The organism is Thioalkalivibrio sp. ALJT (assembly GCF_000381825.1).
Classification (GTDB): domain Bacteria; phylum Pseudomonadota; class Gammaproteobacteria; order Ectothiorhodospirales; family Ectothiorhodospiraceae; genus Thioalkalivibrio.
Map to the genome: position 1 here is coordinate 60,295 of NZ_KB907123.1, position 25,016 is coordinate 85,310.

Annotated in this window: 21 protein-coding genes; 8 read left to right on the top strand and 13 right to left on the bottom strand. The window is 66.2% G+C overall.

Annotated elements, in window-relative coordinates:
- Positions 1–28 precede the first annotated feature (28 nt).
- Together G332_RS0104480 and G332_RS0104485 are read left to right on the top strand one after the other, a co-directional pair.
- Complete coding sequence (locus G332_RS0104480; RefSeq protein ID WP_019625800.1) at positions 29–1,105, top strand: GNAT family N-acetyltransferase; 1,077 nt, start codon at positions 29–31, stop codon at positions 1,103–1,105.
- Entirely contained in the window at positions 1,102–4,485 is a 3,384-nt protein-coding gene (locus tag G332_RS0104485; protein ID WP_019625801.1) for a VanZ family protein, read from the top strand. Before G332_RS0104480 ends, G332_RS0104485 begins: the two co-directional genes overlap by 4 nt.
- Before the next feature lie 235 nt (positions 4,486–4,720).
- On the opposite strand, the gene G332_RS0104490 is transcribed toward G332_RS0104485, so the two are convergent.
- The gene (locus G332_RS0104490) at positions 4,721–5,443 is read right to left on the bottom strand and encodes a hypothetical protein (protein WP_019625802.1); all 723 of its coding nucleotides are present in this window, start codon (positions 5,441–5,443) and stop codon (positions 4,721–4,723) included.
- Positions 5,444–5,639: 196 nt separating this feature from the next.
- Here G332_RS0104490 and G332_RS0104495 point away from each other — a divergent pair, with 196 nt between their 5' ends.
- Both G332_RS0104495 and G332_RS0104500 read left to right on the top strand, forming a co-directional pair.
- The gene (locus G332_RS0104495) at positions 5,640–5,834 is read left to right on the top strand and encodes a hypothetical protein (protein ID WP_156000751.1); all 195 of its coding nucleotides are present in this window, start codon (positions 5,640–5,642) and stop codon (positions 5,832–5,834) included.
- Positions 5,831–6,565, top strand: coding sequence for a bifunctional 2-polyprenyl-6-hydroxyphenol methylase/3-demethylubiquinol 3-O-methyltransferase UbiG (locus G332_RS0104500; protein ID WP_019625804.1), 735 nt, complete (start codon positions 5,831–5,833; stop codon positions 6,563–6,565). Before G332_RS0104495 ends, G332_RS0104500 begins: the two co-directional genes overlap by 4 nt.
- Positions 6,566–6,641: 76 nt before the next feature.
- On the opposite strand, the gene G332_RS0104505 is transcribed toward G332_RS0104500, so the two are convergent.
- Positions 6,642–7,880: a pyridoxal-dependent decarboxylase, exosortase A system-associated gene (locus tag G332_RS0104505; protein WP_019625805.1), complete on the bottom strand. Its 1,239-nt coding sequence runs from the start codon at positions 7,878–7,880 to the stop codon at positions 6,642–6,644.
- On the bottom strand, positions 7,864–9,645 hold the full coding sequence (locus tag G332_RS12655; protein ID WP_038059513.1) for an AMP-binding protein: 1,782 nt from the start codon (positions 9,643–9,645) through the stop codon (positions 7,864–7,866). Before G332_RS12655 ends, G332_RS0104505 begins: the two co-directional genes overlap by 17 nt.
- A 267-nt stretch (positions 9,646–9,912) precedes the next feature.
- Here G332_RS12655 and G332_RS0104515 point away from each other — a divergent pair, with 267 nt between their 5' ends.
- The 4 genes from G332_RS0104515 to G332_RS0104525 all read left to right on the top strand — a co-directional run bounded on the left by G332_RS0104515 (position 9,913) and on the right by G332_RS0104525 (position 13,337).
- Positions 9,913–10,611, top strand: a complete 699-nt coding sequence (locus G332_RS0104515; protein WP_019625807.1) for a hypothetical protein — start codon at positions 9,913–9,915, stop codon at positions 10,609–10,611.
- A gap of 46 nt (positions 10,612–10,657) precedes the next feature.
- The gene (locus G332_RS13860; RefSeq protein WP_196800042.1) at positions 10,658–10,945 is read left to right on the top strand and encodes an HPr-rel-A system PqqD family peptide chaperone; all 288 of its coding nucleotides are present in this window, start codon (positions 10,658–10,660) and stop codon (positions 10,943–10,945) included.
- A gap of 390 nt (positions 10,946–11,335) precedes the next feature.
- On the top strand, positions 11,336–12,241 hold the full coding sequence (locus G332_RS0104520) for an HprK-related kinase A (protein WP_019625808.1): 906 nt from the start codon (positions 11,336–11,338) through the stop codon (positions 12,239–12,241).
- On the top strand, positions 12,231–13,337 hold the full coding sequence (locus tag G332_RS0104525) for a nucleotidyltransferase family protein (RefSeq protein WP_026340599.1): 1,107 nt from the start codon (positions 12,231–12,233) through the stop codon (positions 13,335–13,337). The genes G332_RS0104520 and G332_RS0104525 overlap by 11 nt, the downstream gene beginning before the upstream one ends.
- Positions 13,338–13,410: 73 nt before the next feature.
- On the opposite strand, the gene G332_RS0104530 is transcribed toward G332_RS0104525, so the two are convergent.
- From G332_RS0104530 to G332_RS12660, 10 genes are all read right to left on the bottom strand, one after another.
- Positions 13,411–14,169, bottom strand: coding sequence for a serine protease (locus G332_RS0104530; protein ID WP_026340600.1), 759 nt, complete (start codon positions 14,167–14,169; stop codon positions 13,411–13,413).
- 286 nt (positions 14,170–14,455) lie between these two features.
- Entirely contained in the window at positions 14,456–15,310 is an 855-nt protein-coding gene (purU, locus tag G332_RS0104535; RefSeq protein WP_019625811.1) for a formyltetrahydrofolate deformylase, read from the bottom strand.
- A gap of 191 nt (positions 15,311–15,501) precedes the next feature.
- Positions 15,502–16,452 carry a 4-hydroxy-3-methylbut-2-enyl diphosphate reductase gene (gene ispH / locus G332_RS0104540; protein ID WP_019625812.1) on the bottom strand — a complete coding sequence of 317 codons (951 nt, stop codon included), beginning with the start codon at positions 16,450–16,452 and terminating at the stop codon, positions 15,502–15,504.
- A gap of 24 nt (positions 16,453–16,476) precedes the next feature.
- Positions 16,477–16,908: a peptidylprolyl isomerase gene (locus tag G332_RS0104545; protein WP_019625813.1), complete on the bottom strand. Its 432-nt coding sequence runs from the start codon at positions 16,906–16,908 to the stop codon at positions 16,477–16,479.
- Between the two features lie 2 nt (positions 16,909–16,910).
- The gene (gene lspA, locus G332_RS0104550; RefSeq protein ID WP_019625814.1) at positions 16,911–17,417 is read right to left on the bottom strand and encodes a signal peptidase II; all 507 of its coding nucleotides are present in this window, start codon (positions 17,415–17,417) and stop codon (positions 16,911–16,913) included.
- On the bottom strand, positions 17,417–20,263 hold the full coding sequence (gene ileS, locus G332_RS0104555; RefSeq protein WP_019625815.1) for an isoleucine--tRNA ligase: 2,847 nt from the start codon (positions 20,261–20,263) through the stop codon (positions 17,417–17,419). The genes lspA and ileS overlap by 1 nt, the downstream gene beginning before the upstream one ends.
- A gap of 33 nt (positions 20,264–20,296) precedes the next feature.
- The gene (locus G332_RS0104560) at positions 20,297–21,259 is read right to left on the bottom strand and encodes a bifunctional riboflavin kinase/FAD synthetase (protein ID WP_019625816.1); all 963 of its coding nucleotides are present in this window, start codon (positions 21,257–21,259) and stop codon (positions 20,297–20,299) included.
- Between the two features lie 340 nt (positions 21,260–21,599).
- Positions 21,600–23,165, bottom strand: a complete 1,566-nt coding sequence (gene murJ / locus G332_RS0104565; RefSeq protein ID WP_019625817.1) for a murein biosynthesis integral membrane protein MurJ — start codon at positions 23,163–23,165, stop codon at positions 21,600–21,602.
- A gap of 539 nt (positions 23,166–23,704) precedes the next feature.
- Positions 23,705–24,400, bottom strand: a complete 696-nt coding sequence (locus G332_RS0104570) for a hypothetical protein (RefSeq protein ID WP_156000753.1) — start codon at positions 24,398–24,400, stop codon at positions 23,705–23,707.
- A 148-nt stretch (positions 24,401–24,548) separates the two neighbouring features.
- The coding region (locus tag G332_RS12660; protein ID WP_038059514.1) for a T9SS type A sorting domain-containing protein at positions 24,549–25,016 on the bottom strand (468 nt) is incomplete at its 5' end.

The window sequence follows — 25,016 nt, forward strand, 5'->3', positions numbered from 1 at the left end:
GGTTGGGGTTTCGATGTACGACTGGAGGTTGTCACGAGTTTCGCTGGAAGAGGCCCGCGCGCTGTGGCCGGCGCTGGACATACGTGAGCCCGGTGTCCCCTTCCTGACGTATGCCTGGTTTGACTGTTTGCGGCAGGCCGCTGGTGGCCGGGTGAGGGCCGAACCGGTACAGGTGACGGGGCCGGCGGGCCAGGCGGCGTTTGCGGCGTTGTACCGGCGGCGGGCGTTGCGGTCCCGCGTGATCCCTGTGCGTGTTGTGCACCTGAACGAGACGGGGGATGCGAGCTACGATCGCCTGACGCTGGAACACAACGGGCTCGCCGGGCAGGCCGGGCGAGGGCCGCAGGCATTGCACGAGTTGCTGCGGGATTTGCTGCAGCAGGATCCCGGCTGGGATGAATTCTCGCTGGGATGGCTGGCGGCTACGCGGTGGACCGGCCTGGAGCCGGCCCTGGAGGGCCTGGACTTGCGGCCGGTGGTGGCGGATCGCAAGGCCTTTCACTATGTCGACCTGCAGGGGATGTCGGGGCCGGACGACTATCTGGCGGGGCTCAGCAGGAACACGCGCTACCAGATCCGTCGGGCCATGCGCGGGTACGGCGGCGAGGCTGCGCTGAAGGTCGAGCCGGCCGCGAGCGTGGAGCAGGCGCTGGAATGGTTTCGGGCCATGGTGAACTGGCACCAGGCGGAGTGGAATGCTCGTGGCAAGCCGGGTGCCTTTTCCGACCGCTTCATGCGCGACTTCCATGAATGCCTGATAGCCCGGGGGACGACTGACGGGCTGGCACAGGTGCTCAGGGTCCAGGGCGCGGACGGGCCCGTCGGGTATCTTTACAACTTGGCGGCGGGTGACTACGTCTGCAATTATCAGAGCGGGTTTCGTTACCGTGATGACCCGAAGTTGAAGCCGGGTCTGGTGTGTCATGCGCTGGCGATCGGCCGCGCGGCGGCTCTGGGTTTTGCACGCTACGACTTTCTGATGGGTGACAGTCAGTACAAGCGCAGCCTGGGGAATGGCCAGGGGGAGATGGTGCAGGTGCGACTGCAACGGCCGCGCTGGCGATTCCGGCTGGAACGGGTATTGCGGCGCCTTGTGCGGCGATGAGTCTTGCTCCCTCGGGCGTGCGGGTGCCCTGGTCCCGGGGTGCCTGCGGGGGCGGGGCCCTGGTCGCGCTGGCCATCGCGCTGTATGTGACGCTGCTGCCGTTCCAGTTTGATGATACGGGGCTTGCTCAGGCCTGGGAGACGTATCGCAGCATGACGCTGACGGCGCCGGGGATCGGTGCCCGGCAGCAGTTTGTCTCCAATGTGCTGCTGTTCCTGCCGTTGGGTTTCTTTCTGGCTGCGTGGATCGGGTTTGCCGCTACGCGGTTCCGAACGGTGCTGCTCTCGGTGCTGGTCGCGGCGGTGCTGGGTCTGATGGTCACCGCTTCGGTGGAGTTTCTGCAGGTCTGGCTGCCCTATCGGTATCCGGCGGGGGCCGACATCCTCGGTAACTTTACTGGTGCGTTGCTGGGGGCCATTGGCTGGTTTGTGCTCCGGGAACGGCTGGCCCTGGCCCTGCATGCCCTGGGTCAGGGGGGCGTGCGGGCACTGCAACGGGTGCTCCCGGCCTATTTCGGGGTTTATCTGATCGTCGGGCTGCTGCCGTTTGACCTGGTGCTTTCGGTGGACGAGCTGAGGACGCGCCTGGCCTCGGACGCATGGGGCTGGTGGACGGCTGGCGGGGCCTGTGTCGGAGGCTTCGAGTGCCAGGCCCTGCTGTTTGCGATGGTGCTGTTGAGCCTGCCGGTGGGCCTTATGGTGGGACTCTGGGCCAGGGGCAGAGGGCACAGCCCGTGGCTGGCGCTGATGCTGGTCGTCCTGCTGGCGGCGCTGGTGGAAGCGGCCAACCTCCTGACCTGGTCGGGCACGGCCGAAGGTCGCTCGGCACTGGTGCGTGCGCTGGGCATGATGGGCGGTCTGGCCCTGGCTCGGGTGCTGCCGATTCATCCGCAGCGGCTCCTCCGCACGCTGCAATGGGTGCGTTTGCCCGTGTTGCTGGTGATGGTGCCGCTGTACGTAGTGGCCCTGGCCGGCGTCAATCACGGGTTCGGGCCGTACGGGCTGGATTTCGACGCCGCGTCCGAACGGTTGGCGGGGTTGCGGCTGTGGCCATTTTTCTACCATTACCAGGTTGCGGAGGCGGCCGCCCTGCGCAGTGTGGTATTGCATCTGGCGATGTATGCCCCGCTGGGTGTGCTGTTGTGGCTGGCGTGGGTGCCGCATGGACGGCGCTGGCAGGCTCTGCTGGCTCGGGCGGCGTTGAGCGGGTTGGTGGTCGCTCTGGTGGTCGAGGCCGGGAAGCTGCTGGTGGTGGATGGTGCGCGCCCCGATACCACCACGTTGCTGCTGGCGGCCCTGGCAGCGAGCGGGACGGCCGGGGTACTGGTCTGGCTGCGATGGGCGCTGACCGTAGCCCCCGGCGACGCACCGCGCACGCCAGAACCGGAACCATCCAGCGCTGTCGCGTCGGCGGACAGGGGTGGCGTCTGGCGTCCGGGGTGGCGCCAGATCCTGTTTTTGACGCCGGGTCTGTGGGCGCTCTGGCTGGCGGCAGGCTGGCCGGTGGGCGCGGCTCCTCTGGTGACGGGGCTGCTGGCTTATGCGGCGTTGCTGGCGTGGAGGCCTCAGGCCTGGCTGTTGGTGGTGCCCGTGGCGATCCCGCTGCTGGATCTGTCTCTTTATACCGGGCCGTTGCGGGTGTCGGTGCTGGATTTGGTCCTGCTCGTGACCGTGGCGGTCGTGCTGGCGCGCGGGTCGGGGTGGCGACAGCCGGCCGCGTTATCGCCCGGCGTGCGCTGGGCCTGGCGGTTGCTGCTGGTTTCGACCGCAGTGGCGCTGGTCATGGCCTGGGGGCCGTGGCCATACCTGGGGCCCATCGCCGTGGCGCCGTATCTGACCGACTGGGATGCGTTGCGGGTGGCACGCGGGGTCTTCTGGGCGGCGGTGCTGCTGTGGCTCCTGCAATGGGGCCCGGAGTCGCCGCGGGCGGCGGTGCGCCGCTGGTTTGTCCCCGGCGTTGCCCTGGGGCTCGTGGCCGCGCTGCTGGTCGTACTCAGGGAGCGCGTGGTGTATCCGGGGCTGCTGGATTTTGACAGTCGTTATCGCATCTCTGGCTGGTTTGGCGAGATGCAGGTGGGTGGGCCGACTATCGAAACCTTTCTGGTGCTGGCCCTGCCGCTGGCTCTGGCGTGGTGCTGGACACGACGTTCCTGGCTGGCGTGGATCGCCGGGGGGCTGCTCTTCGTGGGCGGTGTTTATGCGGTCGCGATGACCTATTCGCGGGGCGGCTATGCCGGTCTGGCGGTTGCCCTGGTGCTGTTGCTGGTCGGCCTGGTCGCTGCCTGGCGCGGGCGCCGCTCGTTTCCCGGGCCAGCCGCATTGGCTGCCGGGGTGGCGCTGGCGCTGAGTGCCGCCGCGTTGCCGGCCATGCTGAGCGGGTTTGCGGAGCAACGCCTGGCACAGGTCGGTCAGGGCCTGGAGGCGCGCATGGACCATTGGCATCTCGCGCTGGATCTGCCCGGGGGGCATGCGGTCCACTCGCTGCTGGGTCGAGGGCTGGGCGAGTTTGCGCGGGCCTATCGGGATGCGCACGCAGAGGCGGGGTTGCCGGCGAATTTCGCCTTCGGTGACGGGCGGTTACGCCTCGGGCCGGGAGACTCGTACTATATCAATCAACGTGTGGCGCCGGCGCGGACGGCGCCACACGCGCTGGAGGTGCGCGTACGCGCGGCCGCTGGCGGACGTCTGGGGGTATACCTGTGCGAGAAGCCGGTACGTCACTCCTTCCAGTGTGTTTCCGGGTCCGTGTCCGTTGACCCCGGTGACGGGTGGCAGGAGGGTATCACCGCGCTGGACCTGAGCGAAATGGACGGCCGGCCCTGGCCGTTGCGCCGCGGGCTCGTTCTGTCCATCGACCATGCCGGGGGCGATACGGTAATCGAGGTGGATGCCGTGCGATTGACGGCGCCCGATGGCCGTGACGTTCTGCGTAACGGCGATTTCGAGTCGGGCGCCCGCCACTGGTACTTCACCACCGATCACCTGTGGCCGTGGCGGGTGGAAAACCAGTGGCTGGAGGTCTATTTCGAGCAGGGACTGCTGGGGCTGGTTGCATTCGCCTGGCTCACGCTGGCGGCCGGGTGGGTGCTGTTGCTCCGGGCCTTGCGTGGCGACTGGCTGGCGCTGGGTAGCCTGGCCGCGGTCAGTGGTGTCCTGGTCGTAGGCGTATTCGGGACCGTACTCTTCTCTCCGTCGGTTGCCCTGCTGTTTTACCTGGTGCTCCTGCTGGGCCTGATAGGGTCTTCCCCTGTGCGCACAGCAGATCCGTCCCGGGTTCGACAGGCTCCCGGGGAGACGCTGATTGAATCGTCCGTCCGCGTGGGTGCCCCCCGGTTTTTGGAGACAAACGGTCTGAGACAAGGCGCGTCGTATAGCGGGTAGTGGCTCTACCCGCCCGTTTCTGATGGATTCGGGGCGTAACGCAGGATCGGGCCATATTCATTCAGAATCGGGGGGTACCAGCCCCGCAGGCCACTGAAAGCAGGGGCTCGGCCGCCTGTTGTTGATCAAAAACGGGTGTGCGCACAGCGTTACGGCTCATCTGTAGCAGAACGACTGAACAGCAGTCACCGCGCATTAGACGCACACAAAAGTGACTCGAGCGCGGACGTGCGATTCAATCAGCGTCTCCCTGGCTCGGGGCGCGGGGCGGCCGTAGCGTGACACTCGGTGGAGGCCCTTCGGGACGGCTGAAGGCGATAAAGGGCGGGCGGCCGGTCAGCATGACTTCCAGGCCACCGAGCTGCAGAAAGTACAGGCTTCCGATGCGCCGGGCGCCGAGCCGTTCGTGGGCGCGCAGGGAGCTGGCGTTGTAAGCGGATATGCGACTCAGGCTCCAGGCGATGCCGCGGGCCTGCAGGGCACGGTCTGCGGCCCGCCAGAGCTCCGCGAATACCAGTCCGCCGCGGGCTTCCGGGAATACGTAGACGTCGACATCCAGCGCGCTTGGGGGTTGCCCGGCCGGTCGCAGAACACAACGGTGCTCGTCTTCGTTGTAGGGGCCGAACAACAGCCAGATGAACCCGAGCATCTGTTCTTCCCCGTGGGCAAACGCCGCCAGACAGATGCCGCCCTGCTCCAGGCGGTAGTGCACCTGGGCGCGTGTACGTGGCAGGCGTTCCAGGGCGTCGGGGTCGTTGGTGATGTCACGGACCTGCAGGTCGCTCTGGCGTGCGGCCGGAGCGCGCAAGTGCCCCACTGGCTGGGCCACCAGGTAATAGCGGGCGAGGCCCAGGCGATCGTTCACGTGCTTCAGCGCGCCGTGCAGCCCCAGAAGCAGCGCGTTAGCGAGCCCCAGTTCGCGCCGGCGGCTGCGGAATCGGTGGAGGAAGGTGGTCAAGGGCGTACGGCTCGTCTGTTTGGGGGCGGGTCGGGCTCGACCTGCATCGGTTCTTCACCGAAAGCCTAGTCCGTGTGCCGGGGAGCGGCAACCGGCCCAACTCACGCTCGATTCGGCTTCGTGCTGGCAGGCCCGTAGAATCCACCTTCCAGTCTTTGCCAGGACCGCTATGTTCAAAGGGGGCGGACGTCAGTTTATGCATCGGTTTTCGACGCAGGACGAGGGCATTATTGCCAACAATACGCGCATGGCGCCGAACCGGGTGTCGGTGATCGCCCGGGGTGTAGCTGTGTTGTGCCTGCAGGGGTTGCGCAGCACTTACGCCGTGCAGGTGGTGCAGGCTGCGGTGATGCAGCGCGCGGGGTGCGCGGTCGGGGGCAAGTCGGCATGACAGGATCGGATTTCGAGCAGCGCTGGCGGCGCCGGTTTGTTGAGCGCGGGGCGCAGTGGGACGACGATGCCGGTATCGCAGGCTGGACCCCTACCGGCCTGAGCAGCCGTGTCCGCCAGTTTCGTCACTGGTGGCAGCAGGCCCGTCTGCCGCCGGGGCGCTGGCTGGATATTGGCTGTGGCGCCGGGACGTATACGCGGATGTTGCATGCCGAGGGCCACCAGGTCACGGGCCTGGATTACTCTGCTCCGTCCGTGCAGAAGGCCCGGGATCGAAGCCCCGAGGGGATCGAATGGCTGGCGGCAGACATTCACCAGTTGCCATATCCGGAGGCCTGTGCTGACGGCATCCTCTGCTTCGGCGTCATGCAGGCCCTTGCGGGCCCCGAGGGGGCGCTGGCCGAAATGGCCCGGGTTCTGCATCCCGGCGGTGAACTCTGGGTGGATGCACTGAATGCCCATTGTTTGCCGACCCGGGTTCAGGAGGCCCGGCGGCGCCGTGCAGGCCGTGCACCGCATCTGCGCTACGACACTCGGGAGGGGCTGATGGCGGCGGCCCGGCAGGTGGGTCTGGAGCCGGTTGCCTGCCACTGGATGCCGCTGGTGCCGGGGCGCGTGGCCCGGCTGCAGCCGCTGTTCGAGAGTGCCCCGGTGCGCGGGTTGCTGCGTGCGCTTCCCCCGCTCGGTTCAGCCCTGAGTCATTCCTTCATTTTGCGTCTGCGCCGCAGGTGAGACCCGGATCACGGGTGCTGGCGAGAGCGTCGCCAGGCCTGTCGCGTCTCGGGGGCGTGTCGTAGCCGATGTTTCGTCAAAGTACGATTTCGGCCGGCAGGGGGTGGTCGAGGAAGGCGGCAGGGCTGGCCGTGAGGCCGTATGCGCCGGACTGGAAGATGGCGATCAGGTCGCCCGGTTCGGCATGTGGCATGCGGACGCGCATGGCCAGGCGGTCCAGCGGCGTGCAGAGCGGCCCGACGATGTTGACGGTCTCGGTTTCCGGGTTGTTCAGTCGCGTTGCAAGGGCCACCGGGTAGTTGCGTCGCACCACCTGGCCCAGGTTGCCGGAGGCCGCGAGGTGATGATGCATCCCGCCGTCGGTGACCAGGAAGGTCTCGCCACAGGAGACCTTGCGATCGACTACGCGCGTGATATACACGCCGGATTCGCCGACCAGGTAACGCCCCAGCTCCAGCACCAGCCGGGTCTCCGGCCAGCGCTCCTGCAGTTGCGACTGCAGTCGTTCCAGACCCTCGGTCACGGGGGTGATTTCCAGCGGCCGATCCCCCGGAAAATAGGGGATGCCGAAGCCACCGCCGAGATTGACGAATTCGGGGATGATGCCGGCCGGGCACAGTTCCAGAATCAGGGCCAGGGAACGCGCTTGCGCCTCCACGATCGCGTCGGCGTGGAGATTCTGTGAACCCGCATAGACCTGAAATCCGGCGACGAAGACGGGCAGGTGTCGGGCCTCCTCCAGGATCTCCGGCACGGCCTCGGCATCGATCCCGAACGGTGATGCCCCGCCCCCCATGTGCATGCCCGAGGCCTTCAGCCGAAAGTCGGGGTTGATGCGTATGCTGACGGGCGCGCGGTGTCCGTGCTCGCGCGCCTGATCGGCGATGCGGTGCAACTGGCCGAAGGATTCGACCCCGATGACACACCCGGCGTGGATGGCGGCTTGCAGGTCGTGGTCGGTCTTGCCGGGACCGGCCATGGAGATGTTCCCGGGTGCGATGCCGGCCTGCCGCGCGCGCAGGAGTTCGCCGGCCGAGGCGACATCCATGCCGTCCAGCCAGGGCGCCAGTCGATGCAGCAGTTGCGAGTGCGGGTTGGCCTTGACCGCATAATGCAGCCGAACCCCGTGGGGGAGCCGGCTGCGCAGGGCCTGGATGCGCTCGCCGGCATCCTCCGCGTCGTATACGTACAGGGGGGTGCCGTGCTGGGCGGCGAGTGCGTGCACGGGCTGGCCGGCGATTCTCAGCTCGCCGTGTTCGCCGTGCTCCAGCCCGGGGGGCCAGTAGTGGGTGCCGGATTCAGGTTCGCGTGCCATGGGGTTCCGCTGCTGGTTGGAGGGTGCCGTCCTCCAGCTCGCGCCGCAGACGGTTGCGGTCGATCTTGCCGTGTGGCGTGTGCGGGAGTCCATCCGGAAGCGTGATCCAGATGCGAGGCTGCATGTATCCGGGCAGCGTTTTCCGGCACCAGCGTTGCAGGCGTTCCGGGGTGCTGGCGGGGCTCGCGGGCTGATAGATGACCGCGATCGCCTGGCCCAGTGTGGTGTCCGCTACCCCGAAAGCTGCAGCCGTTATGACCTCTGCGGATTCCAGGAGTACCGTTTCCACTTCGGTAGGGCTGACGCGGTAGCCCGAAGTCTTGATCATGTCGTCCCCGCGTCCGGCAAAATACAGCAGCCCTTGTTCGTCCTGAACCACACGATCACCGGACCACACGGCCAGCTCCGGTAGCGGGTGTTCCGGAGGGGTCAGAGGCCAGGGGCGAAAACGTGCGGCTGTCGCCGCAGGGTCATTCCAGTAGCCCAGCGCGACGAAGGCGCCCCGGTGGACCAGTTCTCCCTCTTCCCCGGGCGCGCAGGGCGTGCCATCTGCGCGTACCACGGCCAGTTCGGCGTTGGGGACCGCGCGTCCGATCGAACTCGGGTACTGGTCGACGAGTTCCGGTGGCAGATAAGTCGACCGGAATGCCTCTGTCAGCCCGTACATCAGGAACAGCCGGGTCTCGGGGGCGCGTTCGCGCAGACTGCGCACCGTGGCCTCGGGAAGTCGCCCGCCGGTGTTGGTCATGCGTCGTAGCGTGCTGAGCAGGGCCTCGGGCCAGGTCTCGCGTGCGAGCGCCTGCCACAGTGTCGGGACCCCCGCCAGCGTGGTGGTGCCAAACTGGGCGGCCTCTTCCAGCAATCCAGCCGGGGAGAGGTATTCCGTGAGCCGGCAGCAGGCCCCTGTATGCAGGCTCGACAGCACCTGGTTGAGTCCATAGTCGAAGCTGAATGGCAGGGCTGCCATGATCCGGTCGTCGGTGTCCAGGCGCAGGTACCCGGCCACGCTTTCAGCACCCGCCAGGAGATTGCGGTGGGACAGCAGGACCCCCTTCGGGGCCCCGGTGCTGCCCGATGTGTAAAGGATGGCGACAGGGTCGTGTTCGGTCACGGTCGCGGACACGTCTAACTTTGCCGTCGGTGACCGATGCCAGTCGCCAGCCTGTCGGATTGGGGGCGGATCTGCCGCGCGTGTGGGGGCGTGACCCCTTTTTCCGCTCTCGCTCGTCAGATGGTCCCCGCTATGGAGCTCGAGAGACCGGGAAAATGGCGTTACGCTCGCGCCTCGATCGTGATGATCGTCCAGACCCGACCGGTCCCTGGCGCTGGATGATCCGGGATTCGCGTGGTTGTCGTGATCGACTACCAGTACCTGCTCGAGGGTGTCCGGCCAATCGGCTACTTGCAGTGTGTCCAGCCGGGCGCTCGACGTCACCAGCACGCGCGCTGCTGAATGGCTCAGGATGTGCGCCACCTGGCGTTGCCGCAGGGCCGGGTTCACTGGTATGAAGATCCCGCCAGCCCGTGCGGTGGCGAGTATGGCGACCACCGCCTCGGGGCGTTTTTCCAGAAAAATGGCGACCCGGTCGCCGCGCTGCAGTCCCAGTTCCATGAGTCGCGAGGCTGCGCGCTGGGTCTCGTTTTCCAGTGCCGCGAAGGACAGACAGCCCCGGGCGCTCTCCAGTGCCGCTGCATTGGGGCGCGCGAGGGCCTGTCGGGTCAGGCACTGGTCAATCCGGATGTCGGGCCCCTGGGGAGTTGTCATGTTTCTTTACGCTTTTTGTCGCGGCGGCCTGTCGTGCCATGGGTGGTTGCAAAAAACACCCGCCCAAACAGAATGTTGCTGGCGTGATCGGTGGTGGTCTCGATTTTGCATGATCATTCGTCAAACAAGAAGTACGCAACCATGATAGGCATCGGGCCGATGATCGCGCTACGATGTGGCTCTGGTTCTCGGAACAATGGCATGCGAGATCGGACGCGAACAAGGCGTGACTAACACGCCCTCGCAACGCGTCTCGGAGGAAAACGGATGAGCAGCGAACAACAGGACCCCCGACCCGACACTTCCAAGGAGTCGCTGGATGCACGCGGGCGCAACCGTCGCCGATTGGGTAAGGCGGCACTGGGCACGGCCCCGGTGCTGATGACGCTGCATGCCGCGCCACTGAAAGCAGCCGGTGCCAACTGCATGCCTTCCGGCTGGGTCTCCGGCAATACGTCGCGTCACGACCAGCCCGAGGACTGCGGTGGCGAGCCTTCGGGTTACTGGGGTGCTGCTGACAGCGAGGGGAATCCGGATTTCAACAGTCCGGCATTCGTGCATCACTCGGGCTGGCGCGATGTGGTCGAACAAGGCGGCGAATTCGTGTCGGAACACGGTTTTCCGGATATCACGAATGTCTATCTGCAACCCGCGGAGTCGGGTGGTAACGGGGGCTCGGTGGACGAAGTTCCACTCACGCTGTTTCGGGCTGTGTCGGACCCCGGCAGTATCCGGGCGCTCACGGGCGTGCCACATGAGCGGGATATCATCCGCCTCGGTGTGGCGGCTTTGCTGAACGCACGTCATACCTCGGGTTACCCCCTTACTGAAATGCAGGTCCGCAGGATCGTGACCGCGACACTGAACCAGGGATTCCTTGTTGCCAACAGTGGCGATCGTCTGGAACCGGAGCAGGTGAAGGCCTTCCTCGAGAATACGATGGGCACCCCGACCTGGGGGCCCTGATCGGCCGGGTTCGGTCTTCCTGCTGTTGGCGGTTGGACCCGAGGCCGTGTCTGACAATGCCCTGCAGATTGTCCAGGGCGTCCACTTGCGCCAGTGCGGTGAGCAGTGGGCTGCATTTCATGTCGGCACTGGCGATACGCATCTTCTCGATGCGGTGGCGGGTGAGATCCTCCACTGCTTGCGGGAACGGGGTCCGTTACGGCGCTCCGATTTGTCCGACTGTCTTGAATGGGATGATGCCGGTGGTGGCCCCCTTGCCGAGTGGGTCGCCGCGCTGTTAAACCATCGGCTGATTCGGGAACATGTGGAGTGTCTCCGGGGGAACGCGGATTGATGTACACCCTCGCGCCTGCGGCGCTTTAGCGTTCGAGGGAGGCAGTGGTGACTGCCGTGCACCCATTTTGTACAAGCCAGGATGCCGCAACGTCGTCACCACCCTTGTTCTTGATCACACCGGGTGGCCGAGCCACCGCATCAATCTCCTGTGGAGTTGGCGCGCCGGGTTCCCCGATCCGGCAGGGTGGTTCGAATGCAGCAAACGTCTGGATAGAAAAACGGGGGCGGGTGACATCGCTACCGGTTGTGCGCGCTGCGCCTGGTCTCCGCAAGTCCGGGATGCCAACGCGAGTGGGTACATTCATCGGGCTTTCCCCGGGAGCCTGTCCGATTTGGGCGATCGTCGCGAGCGTGTACATTGATCAGTGTTTCCCAAGAGACCGTCTCTGTGCGCTGTCTGGGGCCGGATGCGCTGCGTCACCGCCTCGTCGGTGACGGGCTGCTTCTGAAGACCGGCCCCTTTGTAACGCGAATCCGCAGCCGGATCCCCAGCGTGGCCGCCGGGCTGGCTTCGGTTTACCGTGATTACCCCGTGCACGAGCCGGGTGGTTTCCACGATTTTGACTGTGAGCTGCGTGCCCCGCGGACGCTGCGCCGATTTTATCACCCGCAGGTGTTGTTCCTGTCCGACCGGCGCAGTGTGTTCAAGCCGCTCGCCTTTCACCAGGCCTATCCGATGCTCGAGTGGGGCATGAACTGGTGCATTACCAGCCTGGTTCAGCATCGTCTTGTCCTGCATGCCGCGGCGCTGGAGCGGGAGGGTCGTGCGCTTTTGCTGCCGGCTCCTCCGGGGTCCGGCAAGAGCACTCTTTGCGCCGCTCTGTCCCACAATGGCTGGCGTTTGTTGACTGATGAATCCGTGTTGCTGGACGTGGATGCAGGCACGGTATCCGGGCCCGCACGGCCGGTCAGCCTCAAAAACGCCTCGATTGAAGTGATTCGTGACTTCTGCCCGGAGGCACGCCTGAACCCGCCGGTCCATGACACGCTGAAGGGGACCGTATCGCATATGTCTCCACCCCGGGGGGCGGTGGAGCGTGCCGGGGCGCCGGCAAGCCCCGCATGGGTGGTGTTTCCGCGGTATTGCAAGGGGGCGCAGGCGCGGTTTACCGAGCGCAGCCCGGGGGCCTGTCTGGTCGGCCTGATCGACAATACCTTCAATTACGCAGCGTTGGGGGCCCGGGCCTTCCATGGCCTGGGGGCGCTGAGCGATCGTGTGCGTGCCTTTGATTTTGTCTATGGCGATCTCGCCGAGGCGATGACCGTGTTCGATGAGCTGGCCCATGGACGGTAACCCCGCGCTTTGCCTGGCGCTTGCGCGGCCGGAAAGCATGACCGAGCGGACCGGGGCGGAATGGTCCGCGATGCTTGCAGCGGCGCGTGAGACATCCCTGCTCGGCGCGCTCTGGCAACGAGCGCGGGAGGCCGGCTGCGACCAGGACCTGCCGGAACCGGTGGTGTTGCACTTGACGGGGGCGGCATGGGTGGCCGAACGCCGTGCCGAGGCCCTGCGCTGGGAGCTGGAAGAGCTGAGCAGGGGCCTGTTGACGCGCATGGCGCCGCCGGTGCTGTTGAAGGGCGCGGCGTATTTGCTCGCCGATCTGCCCAATGCCCACGGGCGTCTGGCCAACGATATTGACCTGCTTTTTCCGGAGTCCGAGGTCGAGCGCGCCGAGTCGCTGCTGTTCTTCGAGGGATGGGTCGGTTCGCACCATGACGACTATGACCAGCGCTATTATCGCGAGTGGATGCACGAACTCCCGCCGCTGGCCCATCGCCAGCGCGGGACGACCCTGGATCTGCACCACAATATCCTGCCTCGTACGTTCCAGGTAAAGCCGGATGCCGACCGGCTGCACGAACGCAGCGTGGCCGTGCCGGGTCCGTGGCGCTTCCGTATGCTGGCACCGGCGCACATGGTATTGCATGCGATGGTGCACCTGTTCTCCGAGACCGACTGGGAGCGTGGCCTGCGCGACGTATACGACATCCACGTCCTGACGAACCATTTTGCGGCGCGCGACGGCAATGCTTTCTGGGAGGAGCTGGTCGTGGAGGCTGAGGCCCTGAAGGTGACCTGGCTGGTGCAACGGGCGCTCTGGCTGTGTCATCGTCACCTGGGTACCGACATCCCGCGCGAGGCAACGGTGCGTCTCGCCGCTGCGTCGGGTGCGCGGCGAATCAGTCCGGCCGCGCGCTGGATGTTTCGCCACGGCAGCCAGGCGCGGGCCGCTTCATGTACCCCCCTGCAGGATGCCACCGCCCGCGGGTTGCTGTTCCTGCGCGGGCACTGGCTCAAGATGCCGCCGGGTCTTCTGGTGCGGCACTTGTTCTACAAGGCCTTTCTCGCCCCGAAGGACGATGAGGAGAACGCGCGCCACCAGGCGTAGGGAAACCCTGATTCATTCACCCGCTCGCATCTCCCGGTGTTGCGCCCGCCCGTGACGGGACGGGCGCGGGCGGTCAGTTGCCGTTCGCGTGGTATTCATCCAGCAGGGGGCGGATGCGGTCGGACGGTATTGCGTAGCTGATGCCACTGGGCTGGCTGACCGCGGCCTCGCGTCCGCCCTGCACGAACACCTGGTTGACCACGCCGACGACCGCGCCCGAGTCCTTGCGATAGACCGGGCTGCCGCTGTTGCCGGGATAGGCGGTGGCGTCCAGCTGGAACACCATGGGCGGGTTGTTTCGCAAGGCGCGGATACGGCGCTCGTCGAGTTCGGACGAGCTGCGCGCGGGGATGACCATCGGCGTCCGGGCGGCGACGCTCGCCCGATGCGTGGCGGGATAAAGCCCGAGAATCATGCCGATGGGATAGCCGGTAAATGCGAGTTCCTCGCCGATTCGTACCGCGTCGGATGAGCCCAGACGCAGGGCAGGGAGCGACGGGGCGGAAATCCGCAGCAAGGCCAGGTCGTGATCGACCGACTGCGCCACTACCTCGGCATGATGGATCTCGGTATCGCGGCCGTGTCCGCTGATGACCACCAGGCGTTCGCGCCGCTCGGTGTCGAGCGACTCCGGGATGACGTGGAAATTGGTGACCACCAGGCGCCCGTCGCCGACCACGAAGCCCGTCCCCATATAGTCGGCCCGCGGGCTGCGTGTTGGCTTGAATGTGGCAATTCCGACAACCGATTGCTGCACGCGTTCGGCCGTGTCCGGCAGGGTGTCGGCCTGAGCCGTTCCGAGGCCCATGACGAGCAAGGCCCCGAGGGCCATGGCGCCGAGTATCGAGATCATCCTGTCGCGACGTGCATGCATGGTTCTACGCTCCGGAGGTTTGTTTCGGGTCAAGACTGGAGTCTAGCAGCCTGCAGGAGCTGGGGCGGATCGACTGCGCGTGCGAGAGAGCGGTCCCTTTGCCGCTCTCTCGGGTTGCATCGTCCCTGCGCCTCGTTCTCCCAATACGCACGCGAGATCCCCCAACCCCGACAAGTCGCTGGTCCGGAAGGAATACAGAGAGGGTGCGCGGCGTGAAGCGGTAAAGTCCGGTGCGCCGGCAGCGTTAGTTGAACACGACGGTCTTGTTGCCGTGGGTGAGTACGCGGCCCTCGAGGTGGTAGCGCAGACCGCGGGCGAGCACCCAGCGTTCGACGTCGCGGCCCTTGCGGATCAGGTCCTGTACGCCTTCGTCGTGGCGGATGCGAGTGACGTCCTGTTCGATGATCGGGCCGGCATCCAGTTCGTCGGTCACGTAGTGGCAGGTGGCGCCGATCAGTTTGACGCCGCGGGCAAAGGCCTGGTGATAGGGGCGGGCGCCCACGAATGACGGCAGGAAGCTGTGGTGGATGTTGAGGATGCGCTCGGGGTATTCGGCGCACAGCCCCGGGGGCAGGATCTGCATGTAACGGGCCAGCACGATGGTATCGGGGGCGAGCTGGCGCAGGCGTTGTTGTAATTGTTCGAAGGCGGCCTCGCGCCCGGTCCTGGGTACCGGAAGGTGCTCGAACGGGATGCCGTGGCAGGCAGCCAGTGGTTCGAGGTCGCGGTGGTTGGAGAGGATCGCGGGGATGTCCATGGCCAGTTCGCCCGCGCTCCAGCGGGCCAGCAGGTCGCTGAGGCAATGCGGCTCGCGCGAGGCGAGCAGGACCACCCGCGCCCGGGTGTCGGTGGTCGCCAGGGACCAGTCCATGTCGAGGTCGCCGGCCAGCGTCTCCAGGCGCTCGCGCAGGCCGGATTCGGCCGGGCCGGGCAGCGAGAACACCCAGCGCATGAAGAACCAGCCCGCCTCTGCATCGGTATGCTGGGCGGCCTCGGTAATCCAGCCTTCGCTGTCGGCAATGGCTGTGGCAATGCGCGAGACAATGCCGTGCTGGTCGGGGCAGCGAATACTCAGCCGGAAACGCAGTCGATCATCCATGTCGCTTAGGCATCCAGAACAAGGTTAAGGGCGGATAACAGGAAGCAGGAAGTCGGAAAGACGTGAAGGGTTTCCGGGTGTGGTGCCCTGACGTTTGCGGACCTGCCAGTGACGGCGGGTGTGTACGCTGCGTCCCAATCCCGTGTTCCTTCAGTTCTTCGAGTTCTTATCGCCTCCCGCAAGCAGTGTTTTCAGGCGGATTCGCGGCGCAGTGGGACGGGGATGGAGAAGGTGACCGTCTCCTCGCGCCCGGAGAGCTCGGAGACGGTGTCGACGCCATGCGCGCGCAGGCGCTCGAGGACCTCGTTGACCAGGACCTCGGGTGCCGAGGCCCCTGCGGTCACGCCTATGCGCTGTTTGCCCTGCAACCAGTCCGTCTCGATGTCACTGGCGCCATCCACCAGATGGGACTCGACCCCCATGCGCGCGCCGATCTCGGCGAGACGGTTGGAGTTGGAGCTGTTCTTCGAGCCGACCACGAGCAGCAGGTCGCACTGTTTGGCCAGATCCTTGACCGCGTCCTGGCGGTTCTGCGTCGCGTAGCAGATATCCATCTTGCGCGGGCCCTCGATCTTCGGGAAGCGCGCGGTCAGGGCGTCGATGACCTCGGCGGTGTCGTCCATCGATAGCGTGGTCTGGCTGACGAAGGCGAGGCGGTCGGGATTGGCGACCTCGAGGTCAGCGACGTCCGCGACCGTCTCCACCAGCATCATGCGACCACCCTGCGAGTGGTCGAACTGGCCCAGCGTGCCCTCGACCTCCGGGTGTCCGGCATGGCCGATCAGCACCACCTCGCGGCCCTCGCGGGCATAGCGGGCCACCTCCAGGTGCACCTTGGTGACCAGCGGGCAGGTGGCATCGAATACCGTGAGGCCCCGACGTTCGGCCTCCTGCTGCACGCGCCGGGGTACGCCATGGGCAGAGAAGATCACCACCTGCCCGTCGGGGACCGCATCCAGTTCGTCGACGAAGACGACCCCCGCATCCGTCAGGCGTCCGACCACGTGGCGGTTGTGCACGACCTCGTGGCGGACATACAGAGGGGCGCCGTAAATCTCGAGGGCGCGTTCCACGATTTCGATGGCGCGCTCTACCCCGGCACAAAAGCCGCGCGGATTGGCGAGCTGGGCTTGCATGCTCATGCTGTTCTCCTGGGGCCGATTGCCCTACGGTTCCCGTACCGATAGCACATCCACTTCGAAAGTGAAGTTCTGCCCGGCCAGTGGATGGTTGAAATCCACGGTCACGGCACTGTCCTCTACTGCGGTAATGCGGCCGGGCACGGTCTCGCCGCCCGGACTGTTGAATTCGTAGATGTAGTCCACTTGCAGCGGCAGATCTTCCGGGAACTGCGAACGCGGCATCTGCTGGATTGCGGCCGGGTCCGGGAACGGGAACATGACACCGGCCTCGATCGCAAATTCCCGGTGGTCCCCGGCCTCCAGACCCACCAGGAGGTCCTCCAGCCCGGGCAGGATCTCGCCGGACCCGATCTCCAGCGTAATGGGGTCGGCGCCGGTTTCGTCCACGACGAAGCCGCCTTCCAGGATCAGGCGGTAGTGCAGCTCGATATGCGCGCCTTTGGTGGCAGTGGTCATGTTTACTCCCGATGCGTTGACGAAGGGGTGCGGTCATCCTCGAGGAAGGTGGCCACAATCAGTGTGACCGCCCCCACCACGATGGCCATGTCCGCCACGTTGAAGGCGGGCCAGTGGTAGCCGGCCCAGTGAAAGTCGAGGAAATCCACCACCGCGCCCAGGCGCAGGCGGTCGATGAGGTTGCCGATGGCCCCGCCCAGGACCAGCCCCAGCGCAACCACGGACCACCATGCGTTGCGCGGCAGGCGGGCCAGCCAGAACGTGATCAGCAGCCCGATGATCACGGCGATGGTCGTCAGCAGCCAGCGCCCCCAGTCGCCGGCGCCGGCCAGGAAGCTGAAGGCCGCGCCGGGGTTGTAGACCAGCGACAGGTTGAAGAAGCTGGTGACTTCGACCGGGGCGAACAACGTCAGGGCCTGTTCCGCCCAGCGCTTGGTCACCTGGTCGATCAGCGCTATCAGCGCTGCGATCGCCAGACCGGGGAACAGGCCGGACCCGCGCAGCGGCATCAGGCGAAGCGCCGGGTTTCGCCCGGGCCCACCACATTGCTGACACAGCGTCCGCACAGTTCGGGGTGTTCGGCGTGCTCGCCGACGTCCGCCCGGCGGTGCCAGCAGCGCACGCATTTCGGCTGTTCGCTCTTGTGTACGACTACGCCGAGGGCCGTCCCGTCTTCCAGTTCGACGCTGTGCGCGGTCTCCGGGGCGGGGGTGTCGGCCAGTCGTGCCCCGGACGTAATCAGCACGAAGCGCAGTTCGTCTCCGAGGCGTTCGAGCAGGCCGCGCGCCGTCGATGTCGCCGGCAGGAACAGTTCGATTTCCGCGTTCAGCGAGGCGCCGATGCCCTGTTCGTTGCGCGCCAGCTCCAGGGCGCGGGCGACGTGGGTGCGCACCTCCAGGATGCGGTCCCAGTCGGCGTCGGAGAAGGCGGCGTCCGCCGGCATCGGGGCCAGCCCCTCGTACCAGGTGGCGAACAGCACGCTCTCCGGGCGCTCGCCGGGCAATAGCTGCCAGATCTCCTCGGAGGTGAAGGTCAGGATCGGTGCGATCCAGCGGGTCAGCGCTTCGGCCACGTGATACAGAGCGGTCTGCGCCGAACGTCGGGCGTGCGAATCGGCCCGGGTGGTGTACTGACGATCCTTGATTACATCCAGGTAGAAGCTGCCGAGCTCCACCGAGCAGAAGTTGTGCACCCGCTGGTAGATCTGGTGAAACTGGTAGTTGTCGTAGGCACGGGTGACCTGCTCCTGCACCTGCAGCGCGCGGGCCACGATCCAGCGATCCAGCGGCAGCAGATCGTCCAGTGCGAGGGCGTGCTGCTGTGGCTCGAAGCCGTTAAGGTTACCGAGCAGGAAGCGGGTGGTATTGCGGATGCGGCGATAGGCATCGGCGGTGCGGTCGAGGATGTCCTTCGAGATCGCCATCTCGCCGGAGAAGTCGGTGGCGGCGACCCACAGACGCAGGATGTCTGCACCCAGGGTGGAGACGACTTCCTGCGGCGCGACCACGTTGCCGCGCGACTTGGACATCTTCTCGCCGTTCTCGTCCACGGTGAAGCCGTGGGTCAGCACTGCCTTGTACGGGGCCTCGCCGCGCATCGCGACACTGGTCAGCAGGCTGGACTGGAACCAGCCGCGATGCTGGTCGGAGCCCTCCAGGAACAGGTCCACGGGCAGCCTGCCCAGTTCCGGGCGTTGCTCCACCACGGTGGAGTGCAGTACGCCCGAGTCGAACCACACGTCCAGGGTGTCGTTCAGCTTGATGTAGTCGTCCGCCTTGTCGCCCAGCAGTTCCTTCGGGTCCAGCCGGAACCAGGCCTCGATGCCCTCCTGCTCGATGCGCTGCGCGACCTGTTCGGCCAGCTCGGCGGTGTGCGGGTGAAGGCGGTTGGTCTCCTTGTGCACGAAGAACGGGATGGGCACGCCCCAGTTGCGCTGGCGCGAGATGCACCAGTCCGGGCGGTTCACCACCATGCCGTGGATGCGGGCCTCGCCCCAGTTCGGCATCCAGTGGGTCTCGGAGATGGCCTTCAACGTGTCCGCGCGCAGTTCGGCGCGTTCCATGCCGATGAACCACTGCGGGGTGGCGCGGAAGATGATCGGGGTCTTGTGGCGCCAGCAGTGCGGATAGCTGTGCTCGAACTTGCGGTTGACGACCAGCGCGCCGTGTTCCTTGAGTACCTCGATCACGTGGCCGTTGGCCTGATGCACGTTCTCGCCGGCGAAGTAGGGCGTGTCCGCCAGGAAACGCCCGTCCGGCCCGACCGGGTTGTGAACGGCCAGGTTGTACTGCAGACCGACCGTGTAGTCGTCCTGGCCATGACCGGGGGCGGTGTGAACCGCGCCGGTCCCGCTCTCGGTGGTCACGTGGGCCCCCAGGATCAGCGGCACCTCGTGCTCCAGGAACGGGTGCTGCAGCATCAGGCCTTCCAGTGCCTGCCCCCTGGCCCGCGCGACGATGCGGCCCTCGCCCAGCGAGTAGCGGGCCAGACAGTCCTCGACCAGCGCCTCGGCCAGCAGGATGCGCTCGTGTTCCAGCTCCACCAGGGCGTAGTCCAGCTCCGGATTCAGTGCCACCGCCTGGTTGGCCGGCAGGGTCCAGGGTGTGGTGGTCCAGATCACCACGCTGATGGGGCCGCGCGAGCCGTCGATGTCGTCGAAGCGGCGCAGGAAGTCGATATCGTCAACCACGCGAAAGCGCACATCGATTGCCTGCGAGATCTTGTTCTCGTACTCGACCTCGGCCTCGGCCAGGGCCGAGCCGCAATCCACGCACCAGTGCACCGGCTTCTCGCCCATCTGTACATGGCCGCGTTTGTAGATGCGTGCCAGGGCGCGCACCGTATCGGCCTCTACCTGGTGGTTCATGGTCAGATAGGGGTTGTCCCAGTCGCCCAGTACCCCCAGGCGCTGGAAGTCCGCGCTTTGCCCGTCCACCTGCTCCTGCGCGTATTCGCGGCAGGCCTTGCGGAAGCTGGCGGCGTCGACGTCGCGCCCGGCCTTGCCCAGGTTCTGCTCCACCTTCAGCTCGATCGGCAGGCCGTGGCAGTCCCAGCCTGGCACATAGGGGGCATCAAAACCCGACAGGGTGCGGCTCTTGACGATGATGTCCTTCAGGATCTTGTTGACCGCATGGCCAACATGGATCGAGCCGTTGGCGTAGGGCGGGCCGTCGGCCAGCACGAAGCGCGGCCGTCCGACGCAGTGCTCGCGCAGCCGGTGGTAGCGGTCCTCTGCCTTCCATGCCTCCAGCCATTCCGGCTCGCGCTGGGCCAGGCCCGCGCGCATCGGAAAGGCCGTCTCCGGAAGGTTCAGGGTGTCCTTGTAGGGGTTCGGCGGAGCCGGTTTGCGTGCCATGGTCTATCCCGGGGCGGCCCTTGGGGCCGGGTTTCAGCTGAATTCCTTGATGTGTTCGCGCGCCATTTCGACGTCGCGCGCGATCTGGGCGCGCAGGGCGTCCAGGCCGTCGAAGCGTTGCTCGCCGCGCACCTGCGCGATCGGTTCGAAGCATATGGGCTCGCCGTAGAGCTCCGGCGCGCCTTCCAGTACATGGGCCTCGAGCCGCTGCTCGGTACCGCCCACGGTCGGGCGCCAGCCGATATTGGCCACCGCCGGCAGGCGCTCGCCCGAGGCGCGTTGCAGCCACCCGGAGTAGACGCCACGCAATGCCAGCGGCCAGGGCCCCATGCGCAGGTTTGCGGTGGGGAAGCCAATGCTGCGTCCGCGCTTGTCGCCGTGCGCGACACGCCCGTGCAGGCGATAACGCCGGCCGAGCAGTTCGGCCATGCGTGTGAAATCGCCACTCAGAGCAGCAGCGCGTACGCGGGTGCTGCTGATCCGGCCCTCGGCATCCGCAACCGTGGGGGTGGATTCCACCGTAAAGCCCAGCGCCTTGCCGCGTTCGCGCATCAGCGCCTGGTCGCCGGCTCGGCCACGGCCAAAGCGGAAGTCGTCCCCGACCAGCACATGCTGTGCTCCCAGGCGCCGGTGCAGCACCTCGTCGACAAATGCCGTTGCCGACAGCCCGGCCAGCCGGGCGTCGAAGCGCAGGATCCAGACCGCCGTGAGCGCGGTGGCGTCCAGGGTGACCAGGCGATCGCGCAGCCGTTGCAACCGTCCAGGGGGCTCTGGCGCCTCCGGGCGGCTGCCGAAGTATTCGCGTGGCAACGGCTCGAACGTGATCAGCACCGACGGTGCCCCGCGTTCCGCCGCTGCCTCGAGCAGACGCCCCATGACCGCCTGATGGCCACGGTGCAGGCCATCAAAGTTGCCAATGCTCACCACCGCGCCGCGCACGGTGGATGCCGTGGAGGCCCTGCTGTCGGACGGCCCGAGGCCGCGAATCAGCCGCATCGCTCCAATCTCGCGCAAAACCGCCAGTATAACCCGTCAGGGAAACAATGATTAAGGTACATGCTCGCGCTCGAGTCGCTTTTGCGTGCGTTTAATGCGCGGTGACGGCCGTGCAGTCATTCTGCTACAGGTGAGCCGCAACGCCGTTCCCACGCCCGTTTTCGATAACAACTGGCGGCCGAGCCCCTTCGGGGTTGGCACCCCAGGTTCCCCGATCCTGCGTTGCGGCCCTTGCCGGTAGAACCACTACCGGCTGCGCACCGCGCCTTGTCTCGGAAAACCTGGGGTGCCAACGCGAGCGTGTACCTTAACCATTGTTTCCCTAAGCGCCCCGACATCACTACTGTGCTTCCCGCAACAGCAGGTGGCGCGGGCGCAGCCCTGCGGCCAGCAGGGTCAGCACGAGGGTCGTGGCGCCGGCCGCGATCAGCCCGGCCAGGGTCAGCAGGCGGGTGTCGGCCGACCATTCGGTCCACTGGCCGAAGCCGGGCGATAGCAGGACCAGCACGGCCACCATGGCCATCAGCGCGGCCGGCAGGCCGAGGCGCAGCCGGCGCAGCCCCGGCCCCGGCTGGTAGATGCCCTCGCGGATCAGGCCGCGATAGAGCAGACCCGCGTTGATGTAGGCCGAGGCCGAGGTGGCCAGCGCCAGCCCGGCGTGCGCCCCGGGCGTGCCCGACAGGTACCAGGGCAGCACGAAGGCGGCGTTCAGGACCATGTTCCAGAGCATCGCGATGATCGCGATCTTCACCGGTGTCTTCGTGTCCTGACGAGCGAAAAACCCGGGGGCCAGCACCTTGATCAGGATGAACCCGGGTAGCCCGAGGGCGTAGGCCGCGAGCGCCATCGCCGTCATGTAGGTATCGAACTGGGTAAAGGCCTGGTACTGGATCAGTGTGGCGAGGATCGGGACGGCCAGCACGATCAGCCCGAGCATGGAGGGCAGCGCGACCAGCATCGCCAGGCGCAGGGCCCAGTCCAGGGTGCGGTTGAAGGCGGCCGGGTCGGCCTGGTTGTACTGCCGCGCCAGACGCGGAAGGATCACGGTGCCGATCGCGATCCCGAACAGTGCCAGCGGCAGCTCCACGAAACGGTCCCCGAAGTAGAGCCAGGAGATCGACCCCGCCACCAGGAACGAGGCGATCAGGGTGTCCACCAGCAGGTTGATCTGCACCACCGAGGTGCCCAGGATCGCCGGCAGCATCAGCTTCACGATGCGCCGAACCCCCTCGTGGGCGCGGCGCAGGCGGGGCCGTGGCAGCAGCCCGGCGCGCCACAGAAACGGGATCTGGAAGGCCAGTTGCAGGGCGCCGGCGATGAATACGCCCCAGGCCAGCGCGACGATGGGTTCGGCGAACAGCGGTGCCAGCCACAGCGCGGCCACGATCAGCGCGAGGTTCAGGAATACCGGGGTGAAGGCGGGCACGGCAAAACGCCCGATGCTGTTCAGGATGCCCGCGGCCATCGCAGTCAGCGAGATGAACAGCAGGTAGGGGAAGGTGATGCGCAGCATCTGCGCGGCCAGGTCCTGGCGGCCTTCTTCCTGGGTGGCCAGGCCTGGCGCGAACACCCAGATCAGCAGCGGGGCGGCGAGCACCCCGAGCAGCGTGATCACCGCGACCACGGCCATCAGCGTGCCGGCGGTGTGGTCCAGCAGGTCACGCAGGGCCTCGCGCCCGCGCTTTTCGCGGAACTCGGCGAACACCGGCACGAATGCCTGGTTGAACGCGCCCTCGGCAAACAGCCGGCGCAGGAAATTGGGGATGCGAAAGGCGACAAAGAAGGCATCGGTGGCCGAGCCGGCGCCGAAGGTCACCGCCAGCACCATGTCGCGCAGATAGCCCATGACCCGGGAGATCATGGTCATGCCACTGACGACGGCGGTGGAACGGAACAGGCGGTTCATTGCGTGGGGTGGCCTATCGGAAAGCCCGGCAGTGTACTTGAATCACCCGCATCGGACCGCGGCGTTTTCCCCGGTGGGCGTCCAGGGAGACGCTGATTGAATCGCGCGTCCGCGCTCGAGTCGCTTTTGCGTGCGTTTGAAGCGCGGCGGCCGTGCAGTCATTCTGCTACAGGTGAGCCGCAACGCCGTTCCCGCGCCCGTTTTTGATTAACAACGGGCGGACGATCCCCTGCTTTCAATGGCTTGCGGGGCTGGTGCCCCCCCCGATTCTGAATGAATATGGCCCGATCCTGCGTTGCGCCCCGAATCCATCGAAAACGGGCGGGCAGAACCACTACCCGCTGCACGACGCGTCTTGTCTCGGAACGCTTGTCTCGAGAAACTGGGCGGGCACCCACGCGGACGTGCGATTCAATCAGCGTCTTCCTGGATCAAGAGTGTTTCACAGGGCGATCGGAACGGTTATCGGCTGCGGGTGTTTCCTTCATGGTGAACGCAGCAGGGTCGGACCCCTCATTTTTTGCGGTTGGGCTGTTCGGTCAGCGATAAATGACCGTGGCCTTCCGGGGGCAGCGTTCAAGCAATAGATCCTTGATCAGCTTGAAATCGGCTGGCTGGGCATAAATCAGGTTCCGTGTCATGTTGCGGGCGATCAACTTGACAACGCCCTTGCGCTCGTACACTACGACTTTGCGCACCCGATTGAATGGTGTGTGCATGCGTTTGCGCGACAGGGCCAGCAGGCTGGCGCCCGAAGCCGATGGATTGCCGGATGCCAGACCTGCAAGGAACCCCACCCGAGCCAGCAGATCGGTCCGTTTGACCCCTCTGGACGGCATCTCGATGTGATCGATGCCCTTGTCATCCATCTCGAAAAGGATCGAGTAGCGGCCACCGCTGACCAGGACGTAAAGGGGGTATGCGATGATGAACAGACCCAGCATGATGCTGGCAACAATCAAATAGACTTGGCCAAATGCTTGCAGGCCCCTCAAGAAGGACCCCTCCAGGGTTTCGATCACCAGGAGCAGCAGCGCCGGAATCAGCGCTGCCAGCAAAATCAGCCTGAAGAGCATCAAGGGGATGACAGTATCCCTCCACAGGCTAACGTCATGAAGCCAGCGGTACTCGTTGCCGTGCCGGATGACGTTCTCTGATACCGTTTCCCGGGAAGAGTCCGATGGGGCTGTCCCACCCTCGGGTTTGCTGCCTGGCTCACGTGCCGTTTTTGTCATTTCCTGTCCTGCGTTCGTCTTTTGTGGCGGTTGTCCACGGACCTCGGATCATGACGAATCCAAGCGCCTGATTCGTATAAGCCTGACCAGCCCCGCCAGGGGTCGCTCGGAAGCAGGCGGGGCCGCAACCGCCGGCGAGGGCGACCATTCAGCGGTGATCCGCGGACGGGGCCGGCGTGAACACCGGCCGGACCGTATAGCCGCCCTGGCCGCCGCTGCGCGCGACACGGATGAAATAGACGCCGGCGGGAAGTTCGGTGCGTTCGACATCCCGGCTGGAAGTCGACCCGCCCGTCGACGCACGCAGGCTGCGTCCGTCGGCGTCGTACAACCGCAACGTGACGCGAAGGCTCTCCTGCGCGGCGACACTCACCGCCAGCGCGCCTTCGGCACCCGTCTCGACCCTGAACCAGTCCTCGGTGTCGCGTTCGTTTCTGGAAACGTAGCCGAGCAGGCCGGTGCTGTCCGCGCCGAGGTGGATGGGTTGCGCCTCCTCGAGGCTGTCGTTGGGTTCGCGGTCAGGGGTGTAACCGACCGGGTCGAGCCGCGGCGTGATCACGTAACCGCCCTGGCCACGGGAACGCGCGACCCGGGCGTAATAGGTACCCGGCGCCAG

What these genes read in the sequence shown, in the direction of transcription:
- G332_RS0104525 (WP_026340599.1), top strand. Translation starts at nt 12,231, where the DNA reads ATGGACGGTAACCCCGCGCTTTGCCTGGCGCTTGCGCGGCCGGAAAGC.
- G332_RS0104560 (WP_019625816.1), bottom strand. Translation starts at nt 21,259, where the DNA reads ATGCGGCTGATTCGCGGCCTCGGGCCGTCCGACAGCAGGGCCTCCACG.
- G332_RS0104515 (WP_019625807.1), top strand. Translation starts at nt 9,913, where the DNA reads ATGAGCAGCGAACAACAGGACCCCCGACCCGACACTTCCAAGGAGTCG.
- G332_RS0104495 (WP_156000751.1), top strand. Translation starts at nt 5,640, where the DNA reads ATGCATCGGTTTTCGACGCAGGACGAGGGCATTATTGCCAACAATACG.
- G332_RS0104545 (WP_019625813.1), bottom strand. Translation starts at nt 16,908, where the DNA reads ATGACCACTGCCACCAAAGGCGCGCATATCGAGCTGCACTACCGCCTG.
- G332_RS0104500 (WP_019625804.1), top strand. Translation starts at nt 5,831, where the DNA reads ATGACAGGATCGGATTTCGAGCAGCGCTGGCGGCGCCGGTTTGTTGAG.
- ileS (WP_019625815.1), bottom strand. Translation starts at nt 20,263, where the DNA reads ATGGCACGCAAACCGGCTCCGCCGAACCCCTACAAGGACACCCTGAAC.
- ispH (WP_019625812.1), bottom strand. Translation starts at nt 16,452, where the DNA reads ATGAGCATGCAAGCCCAGCTCGCCAATCCGCGCGGCTTTTGTGCCGGG.
- G332_RS0104505 (WP_019625805.1), bottom strand. Translation starts at nt 7,880, where the DNA reads ATGGCACGCGAACCTGAATCCGGCACCCACTACTGGCCCCCCGGGCTG.
- G332_RS0104530 (WP_026340600.1), bottom strand. Translation starts at nt 14,169, where the DNA reads ATGGCCCTCGGGGCCTTGCTCGTCATGGGCCTCGGAACGGCTCAGGCC.
- lspA (WP_019625814.1), bottom strand. Translation starts at nt 17,417, where the DNA reads ATGCCGCTGCGCGGGTCCGGCCTGTTCCCCGGTCTGGCGATCGCAGCG.
- G332_RS0104485 (WP_019625801.1), top strand. Translation starts at nt 1,102, where the DNA reads ATGAGTCTTGCTCCCTCGGGCGTGCGGGTGCCCTGGTCCCGGGGTGCC.
- G332_RS12655 (WP_038059513.1), bottom strand. Translation starts at nt 9,645, where the DNA reads ATGACAACTCCCCAGGGGCCCGACATCCGGATTGACCAGTGCCTGACC.
- purU (WP_019625811.1), bottom strand. Translation starts at nt 15,310, where the DNA reads ATGGATGATCGACTGCGTTTCCGGCTGAGTATTCGCTGCCCCGACCAG.
- G332_RS0104570 (WP_156000753.1), bottom strand. Translation starts at nt 24,400, where the DNA reads ATGACAAAAACGGCACGTGAGCCAGGCAGCAAACCCGAGGGTGGGACA.
- murJ (WP_019625817.1), bottom strand. Translation starts at nt 23,165, where the DNA reads ATGAACCGCCTGTTCCGTTCCACCGCCGTCGTCAGTGGCATGACCATG.